General features: G+C 54.7%; 16 protein-coding genes. 11 read left to right on the top strand and 5 right to left on the bottom strand.

The annotated features are described in order from the left end of the window. Nucleotides 1-146: 146 nt before the first annotated feature. The 6 genes from F1381_RS17795 to F1381_RS17770 all read left to right on the top strand — a co-directional run bounded on the left by F1381_RS17795 (nucleotide 147) and on the right by F1381_RS17770 (nucleotide 8952). The gene (locus F1381_RS17795) at nucleotides 147-1103 is read left to right on the top strand and encodes a nucleoside hydrolase (RefSeq protein WP_151736177.1); all 957 of its coding nucleotides are present in this window, start codon (nucleotides 147-149) and stop codon (nucleotides 1101-1103) included. Nucleotides 1104-1262: 159 nt separating this feature from the next. Beyond that, a complete protein-coding gene (locus tag F1381_RS17790) occupies nucleotides 1263-2513 on the top strand; it encodes a stalk domain-containing protein (RefSeq protein WP_151736176.1) in 1251 nt (416 codons plus the stop codon). A 446-nt stretch (nucleotides 2514-2959) separates the two neighbouring features. Continuing rightward, nucleotides 2960-3913, top strand: coding sequence for a radical SAM protein (locus F1381_RS17785; protein ID WP_151736175.1), 954 nt, complete (start codon nucleotides 2960-2962; stop codon nucleotides 3911-3913). Nucleotides 3914-4205: 292 nt separating this feature from the next. After that, nucleotides 4206-5216, top strand: a complete 1011-nt coding sequence (locus tag F1381_RS17780) for an L-rhamnose/proton symporter RhaT (protein WP_151736174.1) — start codon at nucleotides 4206-4208, stop codon at nucleotides 5214-5216. A 299-nt stretch (nucleotides 5217-5515) separates the two neighbouring features. After that, nucleotides 5516-7549 (top strand): methyl-accepting chemotaxis protein, encoded by a 2034-nt coding sequence (locus F1381_RS17775; protein WP_151736173.1) that lies wholly within the window; start codon nucleotides 5516-5518, stop codon nucleotides 7547-7549. Nucleotides 7550-8013: 464 nt separating this feature from the next. After that, nucleotides 8014-8952 (top strand): phosphotransferase enzyme family protein, encoded by a 939-nt coding sequence (locus F1381_RS17770; RefSeq protein ID WP_187355423.1) that lies wholly within the window; start codon nucleotides 8014-8016, stop codon nucleotides 8950-8952. Here F1381_RS17770 and F1381_RS17765 read toward each other — a convergent pair. The 3 genes from F1381_RS17765 to F1381_RS17755 all read right to left on the bottom strand — a co-directional run bounded on the left by F1381_RS17765 (nucleotide 8938) and on the right by F1381_RS17755 (nucleotide 11934). Then, on the bottom strand, nucleotides 8938-9336 hold the full coding sequence (locus tag F1381_RS17765) for a GNAT family N-acetyltransferase (protein WP_151736171.1): 399 nt from the start codon (nucleotides 9334-9336) through the stop codon (nucleotides 8938-8940). The genes F1381_RS17770 and F1381_RS17765 overlap by 15 nt on opposite strands. Before the next feature lie 496 nt (nucleotides 9337-9832). After that, the gene (locus tag F1381_RS17760) at nucleotides 9833-10366 is read right to left on the bottom strand and encodes a GNAT family N-acetyltransferase (protein ID WP_187355421.1); all 534 of its coding nucleotides are present in this window, start codon (nucleotides 10364-10366) and stop codon (nucleotides 9833-9835) included. A gap of 293 nt (nucleotides 10367-10659) precedes the next feature. After that, the gene (locus tag F1381_RS17755) at nucleotides 10660-11934 is read right to left on the bottom strand and encodes a histidine--tRNA ligase (protein ID WP_151736169.1); all 1275 of its coding nucleotides are present in this window, start codon (nucleotides 11932-11934) and stop codon (nucleotides 10660-10662) included. A gap of 332 nt (nucleotides 11935-12266) precedes the next feature. Here F1381_RS17755 and F1381_RS17750 point away from each other — a divergent pair, with 332 nt between their 5' ends. From F1381_RS17750 to F1381_RS17740, 3 genes are all read left to right on the top strand, one after another. Then, nucleotides 12267-12920, top strand: coding sequence for an HD domain-containing protein (locus F1381_RS17750; RefSeq protein ID WP_151736239.1), 654 nt, complete (start codon nucleotides 12267-12269; stop codon nucleotides 12918-12920). A gap of 129 nt (nucleotides 12921-13049) precedes the next feature. Then, a complete protein-coding gene (locus F1381_RS17745; RefSeq protein WP_151736168.1) occupies nucleotides 13050-14219 on the top strand; it encodes a M20 family metallopeptidase in 1170 nt (389 codons plus the stop codon). Nucleotides 14220-14507: 288 nt separating this feature from the next. Further along, nucleotides 14508-16784 carry an endo-1,4-beta-xylanase gene (locus F1381_RS17740; protein ID WP_246188086.1) on the top strand — a complete coding sequence of 759 codons (2277 nt, stop codon included), beginning with the start codon at nucleotides 14508-14510 and terminating at the stop codon, nucleotides 16782-16784. Nucleotides 16785-16972: 188 nt separating this feature from the next. Here F1381_RS17740 and F1381_RS17735 read toward each other — a convergent pair whose 3' ends face one another. Beyond that, nucleotides 16973-18691, bottom strand: a complete 1719-nt coding sequence (locus F1381_RS17735) for an ABC transporter ATP-binding protein (RefSeq protein WP_151736166.1) — start codon at nucleotides 18689-18691, stop codon at nucleotides 16973-16975. Between the two features lie 218 nt (nucleotides 18692-18909). Here F1381_RS17735 and F1381_RS28585 point away from each other — a divergent pair, with 218 nt between their 5' ends. After that, on the top strand, nucleotides 18910-19011 hold the full coding sequence (locus F1381_RS28585; protein WP_203457039.1) for a sporulation protein YjcZ: 102 nt from the start codon (nucleotides 18910-18912) through the stop codon (nucleotides 19009-19011). 310 nt (nucleotides 19012-19321) lie between these two features. Further along, complete coding sequence (locus F1381_RS17730) at nucleotides 19322-20554, top strand: CynX/NimT family MFS transporter (RefSeq protein WP_151736165.1); 1233 nt, start codon at nucleotides 19322-19324, stop codon at nucleotides 20552-20554. Between the two features lie 826 nt (nucleotides 20555-21380). Here the strand turns inward: F1381_RS17730 and F1381_RS17720 are convergent. Then, nucleotides 21381-22028: a hypothetical protein gene (locus F1381_RS17720; protein ID WP_187355420.1), complete on the bottom strand. Its 648-nt coding sequence runs from the start codon at nucleotides 22026-22028 to the stop codon at nucleotides 21381-21383. Nucleotides 22029-22296 lie beyond the last annotated feature (268 nt).

Here is a 22296-nt window from a genome sequence, read left to right as displayed (position 1 = left end):
ATCCGCCAGCTCCCTGTTGAATCCAGGGTCCGGCGGATTTTTTTGTGGCTGCTGCAGAAGTCTTGAGCCTGCGCGGACAGGCGTGATAAGATGATGAGCATGCCGCACATACTGCAATATATATAGAGGAATGGGAGAGAGATTAGATGGACAGCAAAGATACACGGATCATTATTGACTGCGATACAGGCATAGACGATGCCCTCGCCATTCTCTACGCCTTGCGTGCACCGGGAGTGCGCGTAGAGGCGATCACTACCGGATTCGGCAATATCGGAGTGCAGCAGGCGGCGGAGAACACATTGCGGCTGCTGGCATTGGCCCAGCCGGATTATGACATTCCGGTGGCGGTAGGCGCTGCTCAGGCGCTTGTCCGCGAGCCCGGCATCTATTCACCCCATGTGCACGGGGCGAACGGCATCGGCGGAGTCACGCTGCCACCGTCCAATCAGCAGCCGGTCAGCGAGACTTCCGCTGAACTCATTGTACGGCTAGCGGACGAGTCGCCGGGCGAGCTGGTGCTGGTTACGCTGGGCCGGCTGACCAATCTGGCGCTTGCCCTGGAGCTGGATCCTGAGCTGCCCGGCAAGCTTCAGAAGGTTGTAGTAATGGGCGGAACGATTTATAAGCCGGGCAATGTCACGCCGGTGGCGGAGGCCAACATCTGGGGCGACCCGGAGGCCGCCGACCGGGTGTTCACCGCCGGCTTTGAGCTCCTGATGGTGGGATTGGACGTTACGCTGCAGACCCTCATAAAGGGTGAGCATATCGCGATGCTGAAGCGGCTGGGCAAGGCCGGAAACCTGCCGGTCATCGACTTTATGGAGCAGACGCTGCAGCACTATTTCCGGTTCTACCGGGAAGCCAACTATGTGCTGGACGGCGCGCCGCTGCATGATCCGCTGGCCTTAATGGCCGCGCTGCAGCCTGACCTGATAACGACCCGCCGGATGAAGGTCCGGGTGGAACAGCAGGGCGAGTTCACTGCGGGCATGGTGGTCGCCGATTTGCGGGCCCAGCCCAAAGCGGGAGAGTATATCGAGGTAGCCGTCGATGTCGACGCCGAGCGGGCGGTCGGTGCATTTTTAAGCGTGTTTATATAAGCTGCCGGCTATTTGAAATGAGAGAAAGCGGTCTGGCCCTTGCTAAAAGTAACAATCTATTAATTTGCTATAAATAGCAGGTTTGGTAGAATGATAGAAGGCTGTGAGAGCCGAGGCCATTCCCTTTTACTTTCATTTTCAGATAGGAGAGCTTAGGATATGAAACGTTTACCCAAGCTGTTGCTGTGCGCCGCTATCTCGCTGGGCGGATGGGCTGCGCTGCCGGTTCCGGCCACTACCCACGCTGCGGCAAGCAGTGTCACAATTATGCTGGACGGTTATCCGCTGCCGTTTCCGGTGGAGCCCGCGATGATGAGCGGGACGACGATGGTTCCGTTCCGGGCGATTTCCGAGGCGCTGGGCATCAATGTGCTGTGGAATCAGACGGCCAAGCAAATTACCGCCACTACTACCGGTGATACCGGAAAGAAAACCGTGGTCCTGACACTGGGCAAAACAGCGGCCACCGTCAACGGTGCCGCCGTAAAGCTGGCGGTGGCGCCGCAGAATGTGCGCGGAACGACGATGGTGCCGCTCAAATTCTTCAGTGAACAGTTCGGTGCCGCCGTGTCCTGGAACCAGGCCACCAAGACCGTGTCGATTACCTCCCCTAAGAAGGATCTGTACACGCTCGGATTCTACGCTCAGGGTGCGTATGGCGAAGTATCGCTGATTCCGGGGTTCGATGCGGTGGCTTTCGGCTGGAGCCGGATTGACCGCAGCGGCCAGTTCACCACATCCAGTACGGACTTCTGGTGGCCGGTGCCGGCCGGAGATGTCACGCCGGAGCTGATTGTCCAGAACGCCGCCGCCGGGGGAACCGATCCTTACCTGATGGTGTATTCCGGGGACAAGGAACTGGAGCTGACCAAGAATCTGGAGGATTTGACCCTTCAGCAGCAGACGATCACCGGCATCGTGGATCTGGCGGTGCAGAAAGGCTTTAAAGGCATCGGCCTTGATCTGGAAGGGCTTGGCCTGACCGGGGACAAGGCTGCGGTGCAGGCCCAGTATAATACCTTTGTACGGAACCTGACCGTCAAAGCGCGTGCGGCCGGACTGAAGGTAACCGTAATCGTGCCGCCGCTGAACGGCTCCTACAAAGGCTACGATTACAAGACGCTCGCTCAAATCGCCGATGATCTGATTGTGATGGCTTATGCCTATGAAGATGAATCAAGACCGGAGCCGATGAACAAGGTGGACGAAGGCATCCGCCTCGCCCTGAAGCAGGTGCCCAAGGAAAAGCTGATCCTCGGAATATCGGTGTACAGCGAGAATGAGACTTCCGTCAACGCCAAGATCGGCCTGGCCAAGCGCTACGGCCTGAAGGGCATTGCCGTCTGGCGCCTCGGCCTGATCGGTCAGCCGGTGTGGGCGGAAATGGGCAAATCGATGGAGCTGCAATAGGCTGTATGGTCTGCTTAATCAAACGAAGAGCAGCAGCTGGAGTTGTTGAAAGAGCAAAAGGAGCTGCAGCTGGAATTGAAGAAAACAATAAAATGGCCGCCGCAGGGCGGCTCAGGCTGTCGAGAAACCCCCTGTTTTTTTGCAGGGGGTTTAAAACTGTCTTGGTGGTCTAAAAAACAGGGTCCTCAGAGCGTTTTAAATCGATTTTTGATTAGAGAGTTGAGTCTCCCCACATAAAAATAGAAGTGTCGAAAAGTCCCCTGGACTTTCTCGACACTCTGGGCCGCCGCAGGGCGGCTGTTTTTTGTTTTTATACATCTGGCCGACAAAAGGCATACAGTGGAAGCAGGCTGACAAATGTCACATTATCCGCTGCCGTAAACCCTTATAATTTGAAAGGTTGACCGCTATGCAGAATATTTTAATTTTTCAGGAGGACTACGGGCATGAGTACAAAATATAAAGCGCTTGAGCTGGACAAACCGCTGACCTATGAACTGGAAGGGCTGGAGGTCGGCGTCACCTCGAACTGCAATTTCCGCTGCGACTACTGCTGCGCCTATAATAGAAACGACGGACAAAGCATCAACGGCCAAGAAGTGATCCGCATTCTCGAGGAGCTGCCGAATTTGAAACGCGTACGCCTCTCCGGAGGAGAGGTGACGCTGAAATTCCAGGATTGCCTGGAGATCGTCACCTATTGCGCGTCCAGGGGGATTGCCACCCAGCTCAATTCCAACGGCAGTCTGCTGAATGCGGAGCGGATCGCAAGCCTGGAGCAGGCCGGCCTGACCACCATACATATTTCCTTTAATTTTACGGATGCGGAGGCCTTCTCCCGTTACTACAATATTCATCCAAGCGTGTATGTGAAGATCAGGGAGAACATCACGATGTTCGCCAAGACCGGCGTAAACGTCGTGCTGGAAACGCTCCTGTTCAACGAAACTCAGGATAACATGAAGGAAATCAGCGAGCATGTCTATGCCATGGGTGTGCGCACGCATGAAATCCAGAACAGCATCATTATGGGACATACCGGGTGGAAGGCGATTGCTGCCCGCGAACAGCTGAAGAATGCGGTAAACGAACTGATTGCCGGCAAAAAAGAAGACACCACCCTCTATTTTACCTGCATGGACCGCTTCATGGACGCTATGGGCTTCCAGGAACAGCCGGGCGTGTATTTCCCGCATTGTATCGAAGGCATGAAGCAGCTTCACCTGCACGGCAACGGCGATATTCTCATTTCCGAGCTGTGCCATCCGGTTATTATCGGAAATATTTACAACGGCACCTCTTTGAATGATTTGTACAGCAATATGCCGAAGCCGCTGGAGGAATATCTGGAGAAGCGGCCTTGCCCGGCACTGGATGCATTGTTCCCGCAAGGTGTTTAACCTGAAGTTGTAAAAGGGATGCTCAGACCGCAGCGCCAGGCGCTGCGGTTTTTTGGGATGCTGTACAGAGTCAATCCCGCTGGTCTTGCCCCTGCAAAACGATTGTCACGGCGGCTGCACGATGGTGGAGAAAGCATTTTCTGAAAACAGGAGAGCGCTCCCATTTATTCTTGTAAATTTCAATACAAACTGAAAAGTTTCATGTATAATCATCAGCATGTGCAGGGAGGGCGGAAGCTTTTCTCTGCCGGATTCCGATACATAAGGTGGATATGGGGGCAGGAGGATTATCATGGTTTACGGATTTTTGTTATTGCTGCTGGCGTGCTTTTTTCAAGGCAGCTTCGGTCTGGGAATGAAAAAGTATCAGCCCTTCTCATGGGAGGCGTTCTGGACGATCTTCTCCCTGGTCGGCATTCTGATGATCCCGGTGCTCTGGACCTGGATTGAGGTCCCGGACTTCTTCAGTTATATCCGGCAGACGCCGGGCGACGTGCTGTGGACGGCTTCGATCTGCGGCTTCATCTGGGGCATCAGCTCGATTATGTTCGGCAAGGCGATCGACACGATCGGCGTGTCGCTGACGTACGGCGTCAATATGGGCATTTCCGCTTCGCTGGGCTCGCTGATCCCGCTGTTTATCTTCGGCAATATTCCGGCAGCGGGCTCGTTCACGGTGCTGCTGATCGGGACGGCGATTATGCTCGGAGGAGTGGTGGTGATTACCCGGGCCGGGCTGGTTAAGGAGCGGATGCTTGCAGCAGCTTCCGGGGGGACTGGCGCCGGCGCCGGTCTGTCCAAAGGGCTGATCATCGCTTCGGTGGCGGGACTCGGCTCGGCGGCGATGAACATCGGCTTCTCTTACGCCAGCGAAGCGGCGGACATCGCGGTACTCGCAGGCACGCCCAGGATCAGCGCCAGCCTTATTTCCTGGGTAATTACGCTCTCGGGCGGTTTTGTCGCCAATTTCGTGTACGCACTGGTGCTGTTAATCAAGAACCGTACGTACCGCGATTACGTAGCCAAAGGCGCCGGTATGGCCTATTTGAAGGCGCTGGTAACGGCCTTGATCTGGTATTTGGCGCTCGGCTTTTACGCTAAGGCAACGGCGCTGCTCGGACCGCTCGGCTCGGTCGTGGGCTGGCTGGCCTTTAACGGGCTTTCGCTGATTATCAGCAATGCCTGGGGGCTGAAGGACGGCGAGTGGAAAGGCTTTGCCGCTCCCAAAAAGCTGCTGCTCTGGGGCAATGTCGTCCTGATTCTTTCGTGGATTGTGGTTGGTATCGCGAACAGTATGGCTTAATATAACGGCGAATACAGCGGGGCTTTAAGACGACAAACAGTTACGCACAATTACCAGCAGACGGAACTCATCCGTCTGTTTTTTTCGTGGATACGCAGAATCGTCCGCTATCCGGTGCCGGTATCTGAGTCTTTAGGCCTGGAATAGACCTTATATTCGACATTATTTTGCAAAATTTTCAGAAAAACATCACGGAATATTCACATATATCCTGTTTATGCCGATATTATTGTGATAATGGATATATTCCTTTCACGGGGGATGGGTACCAGTAGAACACAATGAAGGACGTGTGGCTGATGAAGATCCGTATGAAGCTGGCTGTAATTATGATTGCCGTTACCTTGTTGTCTACGGTGATTATGGGTGTGTTTACGTATAACAAATCCACGGGGACGATTCTGGAACTGACTGAAACGGCGATGACCGATATGAACAGAGGCAAGGCCGACACCATTAAAGCTGCAATTTCCAAAGAACAGAGAAGTATGGCGCTTGTTGCGCAGGAGACGGAGATTATTCGGCTGCTGCAGCAGGAGGCAGAAGGCGAAGCTTCGGGCAGCAGCCCGCTGCAGGCGGAGGTCAATGCGAAGCTGCAGCAGCTGGTGCAGGAGGCAGGCAACCTGGAGCATATGTTTGTAGTAGACATGAACGGCATCGGAATCGCGGACAGCGATGTCAAGCTCGTGGGCACCGATTTCAGCGAGCGCAATTATGCGAAGCGTGTCTTCGAAACCGGTAAGCCTGTCATCAGCGAAACACTGAAGTCCAAGTCTACCGGAGCGTATGTGCTCGCTTTTGTCCATCCGGTAACAAGCGGGGGTGAGATGATCGGATTTGTCGCTTCAGCGGTCAATGCGGACGGAATGATTGATTATCTGGCTGATGCCAAGGTGGCGAACGCCCCCTCCTCCTATGCTTATCTGGTGGACGAAACCGGTAATATGCTGTATCACCCCGATGCGTCGAAGATCGGCCTGCCGGTTGAGAACGGGCAGATACAAGCAGTGGTGAAGCGGGTGAAAGCCGGAGAACAGATTAAGCCTGGTAACATTGAATATATGTATAACGGTTCTGAGAAAAAAGCGGCTTATGAACTGATTCCCGAAACGAGGTGGACGCTTGTCCTGACCGGCGAGCTCGATGAAGTCATGGCTCCGGTTAACGATATGACCCGTTATATTATTTTGCTGGGAATAGGTTGTCTGCTGCTGTCCCTGCTGATCGGGCTGTTCGTAGCCCAGCGCATTTCTTCACCGATCATCAAGCTGACCGGCATGATCAACAAGACGGCGGACCTGGATCTCGTCTATGATCCGCAGTACGAATCTCTGCTCAAGAACAAGGATGAGACGGGAACGATCGCGCGGGCGATGTTCCACACCCGCTCCGTTCTGCGGGGAATGGCAGAAAGTCTGGTGTCCATCTCCGGCAAGGTATTGGACAATGCGCAGACGCTGGAAAAGCTGTCGGTTGAGGTGCGCGAGAATGCCCACGACAACTCGGCTACCGCGCAGCAGCTTTCGGCAGGCATGGAGGAAACGGCCGCCTCGGCGGAGGAGATGACGGCAGCGGTTCAGGATATCGGCAGTCATGTGCAGATAATTACCGAAGAGGCACAAGCCGGGATGGAAGCATCCGGCGGCATCGCGGAGCGCGCATTATCGCTGCAGGATAATGCCAGCGCATCCACGGAGCAGGCCAAAATGATCTATGAACAGGTACGGACCGATATGGAGCAGGCCATTGCCCGCTCTGCAGCAATCAGCGATATTCATACGCTTGCCGATACCATTCTTTCCATCACCAGCCAGACTCAATTGCTGGCGCTGAATGCGGCCATTGAAGCCGCACGGGCAGGAGAAGCTGGCCGCGGCTTTGCGGTGGTGGCCAGCGAGATCCGCAAGCTGGCCGACCAGTCCTCGAAGACAGCCGCCGGGATTCAGGATGTCGTTCATAATGTGTACTCCTCCGTTGAACAGATGAAAGAGAACTCAGAAGCGATGCTGAACTTCATTGACCACAATGTGCTCAGCGATTACGAGCGGCTGCTTGAGGTCAGCCGGCAATACCACAGCGATGCATCGACGGTCAATGACCTGATGCTCCGCTTTGGCTCGGCGGCGGAGCACTTAAGCGAGACCGTGTCCGCCATCGGCACGGCGATTCATGAGGTTGCGGCCACAGTCAACGAAGGGGCTGTCGGGGTGCAGGATATCGCGGAGAAGACGGCGGATATTGTGGAGAAGACCTTCCAGGAAGCGAATATGGCCGACGAGAATACGCAAAGTGCAACCGCCTTACAGGAGCTGGTGGCGAAATTCAAAGTCTGATGTCTTCTTAAGGGAATCTTTAGCCGGCTTTCAGCTTAATTTAAGCTTGGCCATCTATACTTGTCTCATATCCCCTTATTATATACATTTCAGCCCCGCCGGCGCCCGGCGGGGCCCTTTTTTTGAGCTGTGAATTGGGCAGTAAATAAGAATTACAAGATTCTTCCGGCTGGTATATACTTATGCTAATACTTTTACGAAACCTGTGGTATCAAGGGAGGGGACTTCTGTGACAAGGTTTACGGGCTGCTCTATGCAAAGTCTGTGCATTTCAAGCGACGGCGGTTGCTTGCATGGAGCCGGAAAAGAAACCGCTGCTGTTCAGTAACCTCTGATTGTCGTGGAGATAGACAGACTTTGCTGCCTTAAACCCAATTTTAAGGAGCGGAGCGAATAACATGAATATGAATAGCAATCACCGAAATGAAGGATTAAATAAGGCGAGGGCAGCTGCATTGGCCGCTTTGCCGCAATACAGTTTGGCTTGGGACAAGCTTGTCTTTATCGGGTACTCTGACAGCGCCACCTTTAAAGTAGAAACCGCCTCTACCGGGAGCTACCTCCTGCGCGTTCATAGCGAGGGGACACGGACTGCGGAGCTTGCCTCCGAATTGCAGCTGCTTGACACGCTCAGCCGCACCTTGCCCTATCCGGTGCCGACCGGTCTTGCGGCTGCTTCCGGGGAGTATATTGTACACTCCGGAGAAGCAGGGCTTTCCTTGCCGCCGGTAACTGTGACGCACTGGGTGGAAGGGAATCTGCTCGAAGACGATCTTTCCGAGCTGCAGGCGGCTGAACTGGGGAGGATGGCCGGCGAGCTTCATCAGGCGGCAGCCTGTTTTGCGCCTCCGGCCGGCTTCACCCGTCCGCGCTGGGGCGCGGACAGCTTTAAGCTGGAAATGGAGCGGCTGAAGCGGCATTATCCGTCCTTCCTTTCAGAGCGGGAATGGCTGGATTACCAGGCGGCCGCTGCGAAGATTCTGCGCCAGTTCGCTTCCCTGAAGCCTGCCGGTGAGGGATACGGGCTGATCCACGGCGATTTGCATTCCGGCAATATCATTGACGACGGCCGGCAGCTGCTGCCGATTGATTTCGGCAGATGCGGTTACGGCTATTACCTCTATGATCTGGCTGCCATGCTGCTGGGCTTGACTCCCTGCCAGCGGAAGCTGTGCATTGACGGATATGCTTCGGTGCGGCCGTTGCCGGAGAATGCGGTGGCGCAGCTGGAATGCTTTTTTGTCATGGTGATGCTCGGGAATTACAGCCATCATGCCGACAATCCGGAGGAGATCTCCGGCTTGCGGGAAGAGCAGCCCTATGCATTGGCTTATCTGCGGCAATTTTTGCAGGGAAATTCCTTTCTGTTTGAACGAATGATGCCGGTATTACCGGATGCGTGAGATTTCAAAAGCGTTCGCCAGCTTCTGGAACCCGAGCCGCGGGTAATATTCCATCGCAGTAGGGGCGGAGAGCAGAAGCAGCATCGCTTCTTCGCCCAAATGCCGGCGCAGGGCGGCGACCAGCTCTGTGCCGATGCCCCGGCACTGGTATTCTTTGCGGACAGCCAAATCGGACAGATAGCAGCAATAAGCATAGTCGGTAATCGCGCGGGCCACCCCGACCGGAGTATCTCCGTCCCAGGCGGCAACGAGAATGTCGGCATGCTGCAGCATTCTTCCGATGCGGCCGAGATCGTCTACCGGGCGCCGCAGACCGGCGCTCCGGAAAATATCCGCCGCGACTTCCGCCGTAAGCGGATGATTAATCGTGTAGGAAATGTTCACCTTCGAAATCCTCCATTTGCAAGCTGATAGTAAAGTTGTACCCATTATGCCGGGAAAATGGACCGGGGAACAGGGCCAATCCGCCGATATTCCCCCGGTCCATTGCGCTTATATTCGATTTTTCGCATACAATTGGATCGTTAGGCGACGCCGCAGCGCATTGTATTCGATTTTTCGCATACAATTGGCTCGTTTGGCGATGCCGCAGCGCATTGTATTCGATTTTTCGCATACAATTGGCTCGTTTGGCGAGACAGCAGCGCATTGTATTCGATTTTTCGCATACATATGGCTCGTATGACGATGCAGCAGCGCATTGTATTCGATTTTTCGCATACAATTGGCTCGTTAGGCGAGACAGCAGCGCATTGTATTCGATTTTTCGCATACAATTGGCTTGGGTACATGGAACTGACCGGGCGCCTCCTGGCGGAGGAAAGTCCTGCAGGATGCGGAGGCTGAGAGCTGAGCACTCATGCATGTTATCAGTCAAAATTCAAAAATTCATTTTTTGATATTCACTGTCGAGTATGCAGTAGAAGTATTGATCTACCCATTTCCCCTGCCTATGCAATTCTTCTCTAAATACCCCTTCTCTGATCATCCCTATTTTTTCAAGAACTTTGTAGGATGCAATATTAAATTCATTACACATGGAAACGACTTTATGAGCATTCCATTCCTCGAAAGCATACTTTAGCGCTATCCTGGCAGCTTCAATGGAATATCCCTGTCCTTGATACTCAGGAAAAATGCTATAGCCCATTTCCCAGCTTTCACGTTCTTTCACATACCAATGAATATGTAGTTCTCCAATAGTTGTTTTTTCTGTATTATTAAGCTTTATTAAGTATTGCTTATACCAGTCACTGCTAATTCTCTCTGTTACCATTCTCTTGACTTCCTCTTTATCAGTAGGAATGAAATCTTCAAATGACCATAGGGAAGTGCAAGTTTTTGTCTCAACGATAAATTCTACATCGGCTAAAGCAGCAGGAGATAGTACTATTCTCTCTTTAATTATTCTCACCAGCCTCGTAATTATTGATTAGTCAAAGCATACTTACCAATGGTGAATATACCTTAATAATATATAATATACCATTTAGTGGTGTGAACTTTCCTGGAACAACAATACAGTTTATCTCTAAAATACAACTCACGCCATTTTCTTCACTGCTATTCCTTGTTGCGACCAAGGTGTCAGCGCTCTCTCGCCAGGATATAAGGTACTAGCTCCCTTATCGACTGGACATTAAGGTACCCGTCCTTTATCGTCCAGCCAATCAGTGTTACCCTTCTATCATCCGGACGATCGAGGGACTAGCCCTCGATCGTCCAGACCGCCTGCTCCACGCTCAGCAGCTCCTCCGTTCCTTCCTGCATATCCTTCAGCAGCACCATATCCTGCGCGGCTTCGTCCTCGCCGATCAGCACAACATAACGGGTACCCTTGGCCGAAGCGGAGGCCAGTATCTTCTTGAGCTTGCGGCCGCCGGAGGCAAGCGTAGTCCGGATGCCCGCTTCCCGCAGCGCGGACGCGGTGAGCAGCGCTTGCGGCAGCGTGCTGCCCAGCGGTACGACCAGCACAGCGGAAGCGGCCTCCGGAAGCGGACGGCCGGCCAGCAGGGCCATGATGGCTTCCATGCCGAAGGAAATGCCGACCGTAGGGTAGGGGATATCCTCCCTGCCGGACAGCTTGCCGATGATGGCATCGTATCTTCCGCCGCTTCCCAGGCTGGAGGTGTAGCTGCCGGAGGCATCGAAGATCTCATACACCGTTCCGGTGTAGAAGGAGAGGCCGCGCGAGAGAAAGGGATCGAAGGAACAGACGCCGGAAAGTCCGATGGCGGCAATCAGCTGCTCCAGTTCGGCTACTTCAAGAGCGCCGGGCTTGCCCTCCAGTCCGTACATCTCCGTCAATTGTTCGAAGCCCGGGTTCTGCTGCGCCAGCATAGCGGCGATGGCCGAAACGGCTTCCGGTGACAGCGCCTTGTCTTTCAGCTCGGCCAGCACGCCGTCTATGCCGATCTTGGCCAGCTTATCGAGCGACAGCATGACGGAGAGCTGCGCTTCCCCGGGCACGCCCACCGCTTCCAGAAGCTCGCCGAGGAACTTGCGGTTATTCCACTTCAGCACGACGGGGATGCCCAGAGTGCGGAAGACCTGCACGGCAACCTGGATCAGCTCCGCCTCCGCCTGCGGCCCGGCGATTCCGGCGATGTCGGCGTCGCATTGCAGAAATTCCCGCAGCCGCCCCTTCTTGACCGGACCGTCGCGGAAGACCTTGCCGATTTCATAACGTCTGAAGGGAAGCTCGATGCCCGGGTTCAGGGCGACCACTTTGGCGAACGGGATGGTCAGGTCGTAGCGGAGGCCCAAATCACGTCCGCCCTGGTCGCTGAGCCGGTACATCTCCTTCAGAATTTCGTCGCCGCCGGCATATTTGGAGGCCAGCACCTCCAGTTCATTGAGCAAGGCCGTGTCCATCGCAGTGAAATCATACAGCTCGAAGCAGGCGCGCAGCGTGTCCTGTACCTGCTGTCTCAGCGCCTGTTCACGTCCAAAAAAATCATAGGTTCCTTTAACATTTTGCATCGGTTAACAGCTCCTTTGGATTAGGCGGCCTGACAGTGCCAGGCCTTAATAGCAAATAAAAAAACGCGCCGGACCTCTTGGTCCTGCGCGTTTCATATTCCGCAGGGAGGTCAGAACGCGAATAGCGTTAGCCCTCCCTGAATGATCTTCAGGAGTGCTAACGCTGCTTGTGATAATAAAACTGATTCTGTATGATGGTAATGCTGTTCATGAGAATCATTTCCTCTCAGACTGGATTACAGCACATTATAGCGGACAAGGCGCAGCCTTGCAAGCTGAAAATGATATGACATACCGGAGAGGCAAGCGTAAAGCAGGGGGACTGAACGATGATGAATGAACAGAATTTGATTGCCGCAGCGGAGGAGTTCGCCAAAGCGGAGCTGGGCGGGGACCACACAGGGCATGACTGGTGGCACACCCGGCGCGTGCGCAATACCGCGGCATTAATCGCGGAAAGGGAAGGAGCGGACCGGGGCATTTGTATCCTTGCTGCACTGCTGCATGATGTGGCCGACGAGAAGTTGAATCCTTCCAAGGAAGCAGGGCTGGATAAGGTCCGCAGCTGGCTTGCCGGGCGGATGGATGACGGGGAGCGTCTGGAGCATATTATGAGCATCATTGAGACCATGTCCTTCAGCGGAGGAGGCGGACAGCCGATGGCGACGCCGGAAGGGCGCTGCGTGCAGGATGCCGACCGTCTGGATGCGCTGGGAGCGATCGGCATTGCCCGGACCATGGTCTTCTCCGGAGCCAAAGGCCGGCCGGTATACGATCCGGAGACGGCGCCGCGGGAAGAAACGCTGAAGCAGGAATACCGCGATTATTCCAAAGGGACGGCGATCAACCATTTTTATGAGAAGCTGCTGAAATTAAAGGACCTGATGAACACGGATTACGGCCGCAAGCTGGCGGAGGAGCGGCACCGGTTTATGCTGTTGTATCTGGAGCAGTTTTACCGCGAGTGGAATCAGGGAACGGAATGAAACAGATTATAGCTTCATAGCTAGAGCGAATTGGCGTGTGATTGGCGTGTGAAGTGATTTTTGCGGCTGCATTCCCCTCCCCGCTTAGCGTAAGTTGTTACATAAGTGAGTTAAGGGAGGGAAATCGCGATGAAGGATGTCAGAGAGCGGGAGATTGCTGTACCGTTCCTGCAAAAGCTGATTCAGGCCGACACCTGCAATCCGCCGGGGAATGAGCTTACACTGGCTGCCGTGGTGCGGGATTTCCTGCAGGAGTATGGGCTGCAGAGCAGGATAGAGGAGTTTGCAGCGGGACGCTGCAATCTGGAGCTGACGCTGGGCTGCGGCGGCGGCCGGAAGCTGATGTTCTGCGGCCATCTGGATACGGTCAGCGCCTGGACACCGGAGGCCGGCAGCTATCCGCCGCATGGTGCGGTCATTGAACACGGCCGGATGTATGGAAGGGGAGCCTCCGATATGAAAAGCGGCCTGGCGGCCATGCTGCTCGCCGCCGTGTCGCTCCACCAGGAAGGCGTCAGCCTCGGCGGCGGGCTGACCGTGCTGGCGACCGCAGGCGAAGAAGTGGACAGCTGCGGCGCCCGGCATTATGCGGGTCACGCCGCCCTGCGGGACCTCTCCGCCATCGTGATCGGCGAGCCGACCGCAAGCAAGGTGGCCATCGGGCACAAGGGCGCGCTCTGGCTGCGGATTACACTTGCCGGCCGCAGCGCCCACGGCTCGATGCCGCAGCTTGGGGTCAACGCCGTTGAAGGCATGGCGGAGATTATATCGCTGCTGCACAGTCATGCGCTGGAATGGCGGGCCGCCGATCCGGTGCTGGGGACAAGCAGCCTGTCGGTGAACCGGATGGAAGGGGGCGTGCAGACCAACGTCATCCCTGACCGCTGCGTCATCGATGTCGATATAAGGACCGTTCCGCCGCTGCGTCATGCGTCATTGCAGGCGGAAATTACCGCGCGTCTGGAGGCTATCCGCACGCGGCACCCCGATTACCGTTACCAGGTGGAGCAGCTGCTGGACCGGAGTGTGGTGTACACGGATCCCGGCCATGAGCTGATCCGCACGGCGCTTGAGCTGAATGGGAATGCGGGAGAATCCGTCCAGGGCGTTTCGTACTACACGGATGGCTCCATCCTGCATGACGAAGGCCGTCTGCCGGTGCTGATTTACGGGCCCGGAGAACCAGGGCAGGCCCATCAACCGAATGAGTGGGTCGATATCGGTGCTTATTTGCGGTCGATTGATTTTTACCGGGAGCTGGCACTGCATTACTTAGGAAGTACAGCTGTGCAGGAATAGTCGCTATGTGGCAAAAAAACGCAAAAATGCATATTTTCTATTCCATAATTGGAATTATTTATGTTAAAATACAAATAAAGAGCCCGGCTGCCTGGATGAACCTCACCTGAGTATTCACCGTCAGCCGGGCTTTTCATTATAGCTGCAGGGGAGGAGGGTATGCCGGAAGTAAGACAAGGCTGCAAGGCAGTATCTGCACCTGGACGAATACATCTGGACAAAATTCACTTCAATCCGTGAAGGGAGAAAGACGGGATGAAAAAATCAGGCTTTCTGAAAGCGCTTAACATGCTATTCGTTTTATGCCTGCTCTTACCTGCATACTGGACAACCCCTGCGCATGCCGAGAACACGTTGGTCACGCAAAGCGATTTTGAGGACGGCACGGTCCAGGACTGGTCCGGACGCGGCGGCGTCGAGGTGCTGGCTGCCGAAGCCGGCGCCGCCCGCAGCGGTTCCTACGGTCTTGGCATCAGCGGGCGGACCAAAACCTGGCACGGGCCGACGCTGGATGTCACCTCACAGCTGCAGGTGGGACAGACTTATGTTTTTATTGGCTATGTGAAGCTGCCAGCCGGCGCTTCCAATACCAATGTATATATGTCTTTGCAGCGAACGATGCCGGCTAACACCTACTACGAGAATCTGACTTACGCCTCCGCCAGCTCAAGCGGCTGGGTGAAGCTGCAGGCCCAGTACAAGGTGCTGGAGCAGGCCGATAACCTGGCGGTGTATTTTGAAATACCGGGCAGTGCCACGCAGTCCTTCTATCTGGATGATTTCCGGCTGGAGCAGCTGCCTGATCAGGGGCCGATTGTCATTGAAGAGGGGGTTCCTTCGCTGAAGGACGCTTTTGCCGGAAAGTTCCTGGTGGGAACGGCCTTTACGAACAGCGAGCTGATTACCGCTCCGGACAAGCAGCTGCTGACCAAGCATTTCAACAGCCTGACGCCGGGCAATGTGCTGAAATGGGACAGCACGGAGCCGCAGGAGGGCGTGTTTGATTTTGATGACTCGGATGCTGCGGTTGCCTTTGCCGCAGCCAATGGGCAGGAAGTGCGCGGGCATACGCTGATCTGGCACAACCAGACGCCGAACTGGGTATTTTATGACGCGAACGGCGCGCTGGTCTCCAAAGAGGTGCTGTATGCGCGGATGAAGGCTCATATCGACACCGTGATGGAGCGTTATAAAGACGATATTTATGCCTGGGACGTGGTCAATGAAGTCATTGACGCTTCCCAGCCGGACGGTCTGCGCCGCAGCCTGTGGTACCAGATCGCCGGCGAGGAATACATTGAGAAGGCTTTTGAATACGCCCATGCGGCCGATCCTGATGCGAAGCTCTTCATTAATGACTACAACACGCATGAGTCTGCCAAAAGCCAGGCGCTCTACAATCTGATTACCCGGCTGCAGGCCAAGGGCGTGCCGATTGACGGCGTCGGCCACCAGACCCATGTCAGCCTGTATTATCCGACCCTGTCCGAAATTGAAAATTCGATCATCAAATTTAAGGCCCTTGGACTGGAAACGCATATCACAGAGCTGGATGTCAGCGTCTACTCCAGCAGCTCCCAGTCCTACGATACGTTCCCGGCTGATCTGAAGACCCGCCAGGCGAATTTGTACAAGTCGCTGTTCCAGATCTTCCTGCGCCATACCGACACGGTCACCAGCGTCACGGTGTGGGGTAAGGATGACAGCAATACCTGGCTGCGGACCTTCCCGGTTACCCGCAACGACTGGCCGCTGCTGTTCGATGAGCGGCTGCAGTCGAAGCCGGCCTACTGGTCTGTGCTGGAAACCGTGGCCACTCCGGCGGTTCCGGCGGCCCCGGCCAATGTCAGCGCGGCGGCCGGCAGCGCGCTGGTCAATCTGAGCTGGAGCGCTTCGAGCGGCGCAGCCAGCTATAAAGTGCAGCGGTCGCTTACCAGCGGGGGGCCTTACACGGATTTTGCGAACACGGCGGGAACCAGCTACACCGATGCGGCTGTCACGAATGGCACGACTTATTATTACGTAGTTAAGGCGGTGAATACTGCCGGAGAAAGCCCTGCTTCCACACAGGTATCGGCGACGCCAAGCGGCACAACTACCCCGATTACGGGGCTGTCCGTCGCCTACCGGGTAGGCGATTCGAACCCTGGGGACAACACGATGAAGCCGTTCCTGAACATCAAGAACGGCAGTGCCTCCACGGTCAATCTGAACGAGCTGACCGTCCGCTATTGGTACACCATTGACGGCGACAAGGCCCAGACCTTCTTCTGTGACTATGCCCAGATCGGCGGCGGCAATGTGTCGGCCAGCTTTGTGAAGCTGGATACACCGCGCACGGGGGCGGACTACTATGTGGAGCTGAAATTCGGAGCCGCTGCCGGCACCCTCGCACCGGGCGCCAGCACGGGCGAAATTCAGACGCGGATGCACAAGGCCGACTGGTCGAATTTCAATGAGAGCAACGATTATTCCTACAACGGGCTGCAGACGGCATTCGCCGATTCAGCCAAAGTCACCCTGTACCGGAATGGTGTTCTGGTCTGGGGAACTGAGCCGCAATAACGGGATCGGGGTCTGGCGGGTTCAGACCTTACAGCAGCGGCAGATAGGGGAGACATCGGAGTACAACACATGCTAACGGTAACCAACATTGTACGAGTACCAAACAACAGCAAGTAACGGAAAGAGGCACGCACCGGCTGTTCCGGAGCGTGCCTCTTTCGTGTCCCTCACACATGCGGCAGCGGAGCTTAGGATAACGCATATTGCGCCTGATACAGGCGGCTGTATACGCCGCCGGCATTCAGCAGCTCTTCGTGCCGGCCTTCCTCGGCAATGCCGTTCTCGCCGACGACAATAATCCGGTCGGCATTCTTGATCGTGGTCAGGCGGTGCGCGATGACCAGTGTCGTGCGTCCGACGGCCAGCTCGGCCAGCGACTGCTGGATCGCCGCTTCCGTCTCGGTGTCGAGCGCCGAGGTGGCCTCGTCCAGAATCAGAATCGGCGGATTCTTCAAGAACATCCGGGCGATGGCCAGCCGCTGCTTCTGTCCGCCGGACAGCTTCACGCCGCGCTCGCCGATGACCGTCTCCATGCCTTCCGGCAGGCTCTGGATGAGATCCTCCAGATGGGCGCGTCTTGCCGCTTCCCAAATTTCCGGGAGCCCGGCGTCGAGCTTGCCGTAAGCGATATTCTCGCGGATGGTGCCGGAGAACAGAAACACATCCTGCTGCACGATCCCGATCTGGCGGCGCAGCGATTGCAGCTGCAGGTCACGGATATCCATGCCGTCGACGGTGATGGCCCCGCCGGTGACCTCATAGAAGCGCGGCAGCAGGCTGCAAATCGTCGTTTTCCCGGCTCCCGAGGGACCGACGAAAGCGATGGTTTCACCGGCTTTTACCTTCAGGCTGATATCATTCAGCACCTGCCGGTTATGGTCATAGCCGAAGCTGACATGGTCAAAAACAATATCTCCGCGCAGGTGCTGGACCTCGACCGCGTCCGGCTTATCGGCGATATCCGGCTCTGTATCGATGACCTCCAGATAACGTTTAAAGCCGGCAATGCCCTTCGGATAGCTCTCGATGACGGCATTGATCTTCTCAATCGGGCGGAAGAAAATGTTGGACATCAGAATAAAGGCCACGAACTCGCCGATCTGTAGCTCTCCCTGAATGAAGAACCAGGCGCCGCAAATCATCACGACAATCGTAATCAGCCGGGTCATCATATAGCTGATCGAAGAGCTGCGGGCCATCAGCTTGTAGGCCAGCAGCTTTGTTGCCCGGAATTTCTGGTTGTCCACGGCGAACAGCGCCTTCTCATGTTCTTCATTGGCGAACGACTGAACAACGCGGATACCGCCGACATTGTCCTCGATCCGCGCGTTGAAGTTGCCGACATCCCCGAACAGACGGTGATAGGTGCTGGTCATGCTGCGGCCGAAATGGAGAATTACCCAGGCCATCAGCGGTACAATGATGAAAGTGATAACGGCAAGCTTCATATTGATATCCGCCATCAGCACGAAGGCGCCGGCGAGGGTCATCACGGCGATGAACACATCCTCGGGACCATGGTGCGCGACCTCGCCGATGTCATTGAGATCGTTTGTGATCCGGCCGAGCAGATGGCCGGTCTTATTGTTGTCGAAGAAGCGGAAGCTTAGCTTCTGGATATGGTCGAACATTTTTTTGCGCATATTGGTTTCAATGTTGATGCCCAGCATATGTCCCCAATAGGTAACGATATATTGCATCAGGGCATTCAATGCGTAAATCGCCAACAGGGCGACACAGGCAAGCAGAATCAGCGGCCAGTCCTGACCCGGCAGCAGCTCGTCGATAAACTTGTTGACGGCGACCGGAAAAGCCAGCTCCAGCAGACCGGCGGCCACCGCACAAATGAAATCGAGCGCGAACAGCCTTTTGTAAGGCTTATAATAAGAGAAAAACCGGCGTAGCATCTTGAATTCACTCATTTCTGTTAGATTATGTATACTTAGTTGAGATTCATTCTCAATAGACCTGTATTCTTAGGATACTAACGGCGGACTGGGCTTTTGTCAACGATAAAGGCTGAAATTTACGGGATTACTGCTGAATGTTTGCCGTTATACCCAATCCCGCAGGCCTTTTTCCACATACGTTAATTTGTATCCCAAGCAAAAAGGAGGAGACATTCATGAGCGAAAATGTCGGCGGCTACAACATGTTTACTTCGACCGGAGCGATTCTGGTTCTGTTCATCCTTCTGGTAATCATCACTAAGTCCTTCTGGGTGTAAATTCTGTTCTTCAGCGCTGCAAATGGGCTGCCCGCTAGGGCAGCCCTAATAAACGTTAAATGGGCGCGAACAGATCTTCAAGGATATCCGCGAGAGATCTGCCTCCATCTGCCTCCATCTGCCTCCATCTGCCGCCCGTCTATGCTGTAGTGGTGCTTCTTGTCCGGCGGAGCTATAATGGTACAATGTGCCGGGGGACAAGCAGGAATAATTCCTCGTCCATCCCGGTTCGACTACATACAGCCTCTACAGCCGGACAAGCCTGTGCTTGGCCGGGGTAAGGCGTTATATGACAACTTGGAGGAGCAAGATGAATACGGACTCACACACTTCTGCCGGCAAAAGCTCCGTCCGCCCCCGCAGCAGTTCGGGCGGACGGGCGCTGCTTATCGCAGGCATTCTGCTTGTCGCGGCGGCGCTCCGCGCCCCGTTCACCTCGGTCGGCCCGCTGCTGGAGATGATCGCCGGCGATCTCGGCCTCTCCAGTGCCGCAGCCGGTGCCATTACGACGCTGCCGCTGCTGGCCTTCGCGCTGCTGTCGCCGTATGCGCCGCAGCTGGCGCGCCGGTTCGGCACGCCCGCCGTGCTGGCGGCAGCGATGCTGGCGCTGTGCATCGGCATCCTGATCCGCGCCCTGCCGGGAGCCTCATACTTGTTCACCGGCACAGCGCTGATCGGCATGGCTATCGCCGTCTGCAACGTGCTGCTGCCGGCGCTGATCAAGGGGCAATTCCCGCAGCGTCTCGGCCTGATGACTGGACTATATACCGTATCAATGAATATCTGCGCTGCGGCGGCCTCCGGGATTAGTGTACCACTGGCCGAGCAGGCGGGCTTGGGCTGGCGGGGCACGCTCGCCCTGTGGCTCATCATTGCCGTTCCGGCTCTGCTGCTGTGGCTTCCGCAAATGCGCGGCCTGCATCAAGGAAGCGGCAGCCGCAGCGCCGGAAGCGGGGCAAAGATGTGGCGTTCGCCCCTGGCCTGGCAGGTCACCCTGTTCATGGGGCTGCAGTCACTGCTCTATTACGTGCTGATTGCCTGGTTCTCCGTCATTCTGGGCGAGCGGGGAATGTCCTCCGCGCAGGCAGGCTGGATTCTGTCGCTGATGCAGCTCGCCCAGCTGCCGTTCACGTTCTTTGTGCCGATCTGGGCGGGAAAGCTGAAGTCACAGCGTCCGCTGGTGCTGGTCACAGCGCTGCTGTTCCTGGCCGGTATATTGGGGGTCTGGCTTGGAGACAGCAGCTGGATGCCGCTCTCTGCGATCTGCATCGGCATTGCCGGCGGCTTCGCCTTCGGGCTGGCCATGATGTTCTTCAGCCTGCGTACCCGCAGCACCCGGGAGGCCGGTGAACTGTCCGGCATGGCTCAGTCCGTCGGCTATCTGCTGGCGGCAGCGGGCCCGGCGCTGTTCGGCCTGCTTCATGATGCCGTGCACAGCTGGGATATTCCCCTGGCGCTGCTTCTGGCGGCAAGCGTACTGCTGCTGATTGCCGGCTGGGGAGCGGGGAGCGGCAGGTTTGTAGGCGATGAACGACAACGTTAAGGCTGTACACACAAACTAGATGGAGCTGTTCTGCTGTGAGCACCCGGCATGGACGATAACTTGACGGTGAGAGTGCGCTACAGGCTTGGAGTAGGGACTGTAATGAAGCAGGTTAACCGCAACCATGGGCTCCTGGAATCGACGGAATGACCGTAGTAGAGGCACTGCCATGGTTTCTGGAACATTAGGGTGAGCTTCTGCAAAGTTTCCTGGAAGGCGGGTACATGCCTAGCCCGGTACGGCGCAAAGAAATTTCCAAACCAGATGAAAACGGAGTCCGGAAGCTTGGCATCCCTATGGTCATCGACCGGGTGATTCAATAGGTAATCTCCCTGCAGATACAGCTCTTGTTTACTGCTGATGCATCTGCTGTGCAAGCAATCCACGCTAACCGTAGCGAATGGCAAACAGGTAGCAGCGCGGCTTTTTGAATCCTGCCGTAAGTTTCGGGAGAATCATCGGAGAGTCCGGATGAATGTGGTAGAGCCGCGGGCATAGTGGCCGGAAGTATTTCAAGTTTACTGGGCTTTGCCTTGGGAAGGACGGAAAAGGGAAATATATTTGCGCCCCTGTTCAACCCCTTGTCAAATGGGAAGATAAAAGAACTGACGAGCCGCAGTCAGGGGAGTAATGTTCGACAAGTTATGGAGAAGGTGAAAGTCAACATTCGGGTGGGGTAGGCCGGTTCTGTGCAGCCGGTATGAAACGGATCTTGCAAAGCTGATGTGAACGGCTGCGTTAAAGACGGAAACTGCGCAGCAGATGGGAGAGGCAGAAGAAAAACACAGCCAACCTAAATGCTATGTTGTTGAACTCAACGTATTACTTAGATCTTTGTCTCTCTATTAATTTCTTCTAATCTACTAACTGTTTCTTTAACTGAACAATCGAGATATGAGAGGATATCTTCAAAAGAATATAGTCTCAACGGTGAACTTTCCGCAATAGGATCAATAATAAAATCAGCTTCATACTGATGGATAACACCAGATAAAGCATGCATATCAATTATGTCCATTTCACTTTGTTCAATCGTCGTCAGTTTGCATTCAGTTAAATTAAAGTGGTCAATTAGCTTTGCATTTAGTATTCGAAAATCCAAATAACCGATTTTTTCTGCTTTCCGACGATCCTCCATGCTTAGCGGTTTGAAGTATTTTACCATTATGCAGTCGTACCATAAATAATCAGCGACCAAATGACTGAAAAATCCACGATAGAATGGATCATGCATTCGATCACCATATTTCTCTAAAAATAAGCCTAAGTTGATGCGTTTCTTTCCATTTTCCTTAGGTGTTATGAAATGTGATCTGTCTTTTGATTGATCGTCAGAACCAATAGCATCTGGAGCAAGTCCACCGAGATGTAAAAGCTCTGAATTGATTTTTAACTTCTCTGCAAGTTGCACAGTAATACAATAGTGCATTATCCTAGATCCCAATCTATACACCTCATTTTCATGAAGTAACATATCCAGAGTAATGATAATACTTCCGTCCAATCGGTAGCTTAATGAAGCTGTTTTAATCGAGAGTCATAGTGATTGTTGCGCAGGCTTAGGACGAATAGCGTATTAACCTACAGCGCCAGTATATAGTAATCCGTTACCCCAAACAGTAAGGCCAATGAAATAGCGCTTCTTTTTAGGGGATTATACCATATGCAGGATTTTTCGATAGAAACATTTGATGCACATTACGAAAATTAACGTTAGTTGAACTTATGCGGATGAACCGCCG

The organism is Paenibacillus tengchongensis (assembly GCF_008973665.1).
In the GTDB taxonomy this organism is placed as follows: Bacteria; Bacillota; Bacilli; order Paenibacillales; family Paenibacillaceae; genus Paenibacillus_AQ; species Paenibacillus_AQ tengchongensis.
This window is presented reverse-complemented; position numbering and strand designations above follow the sequence as displayed.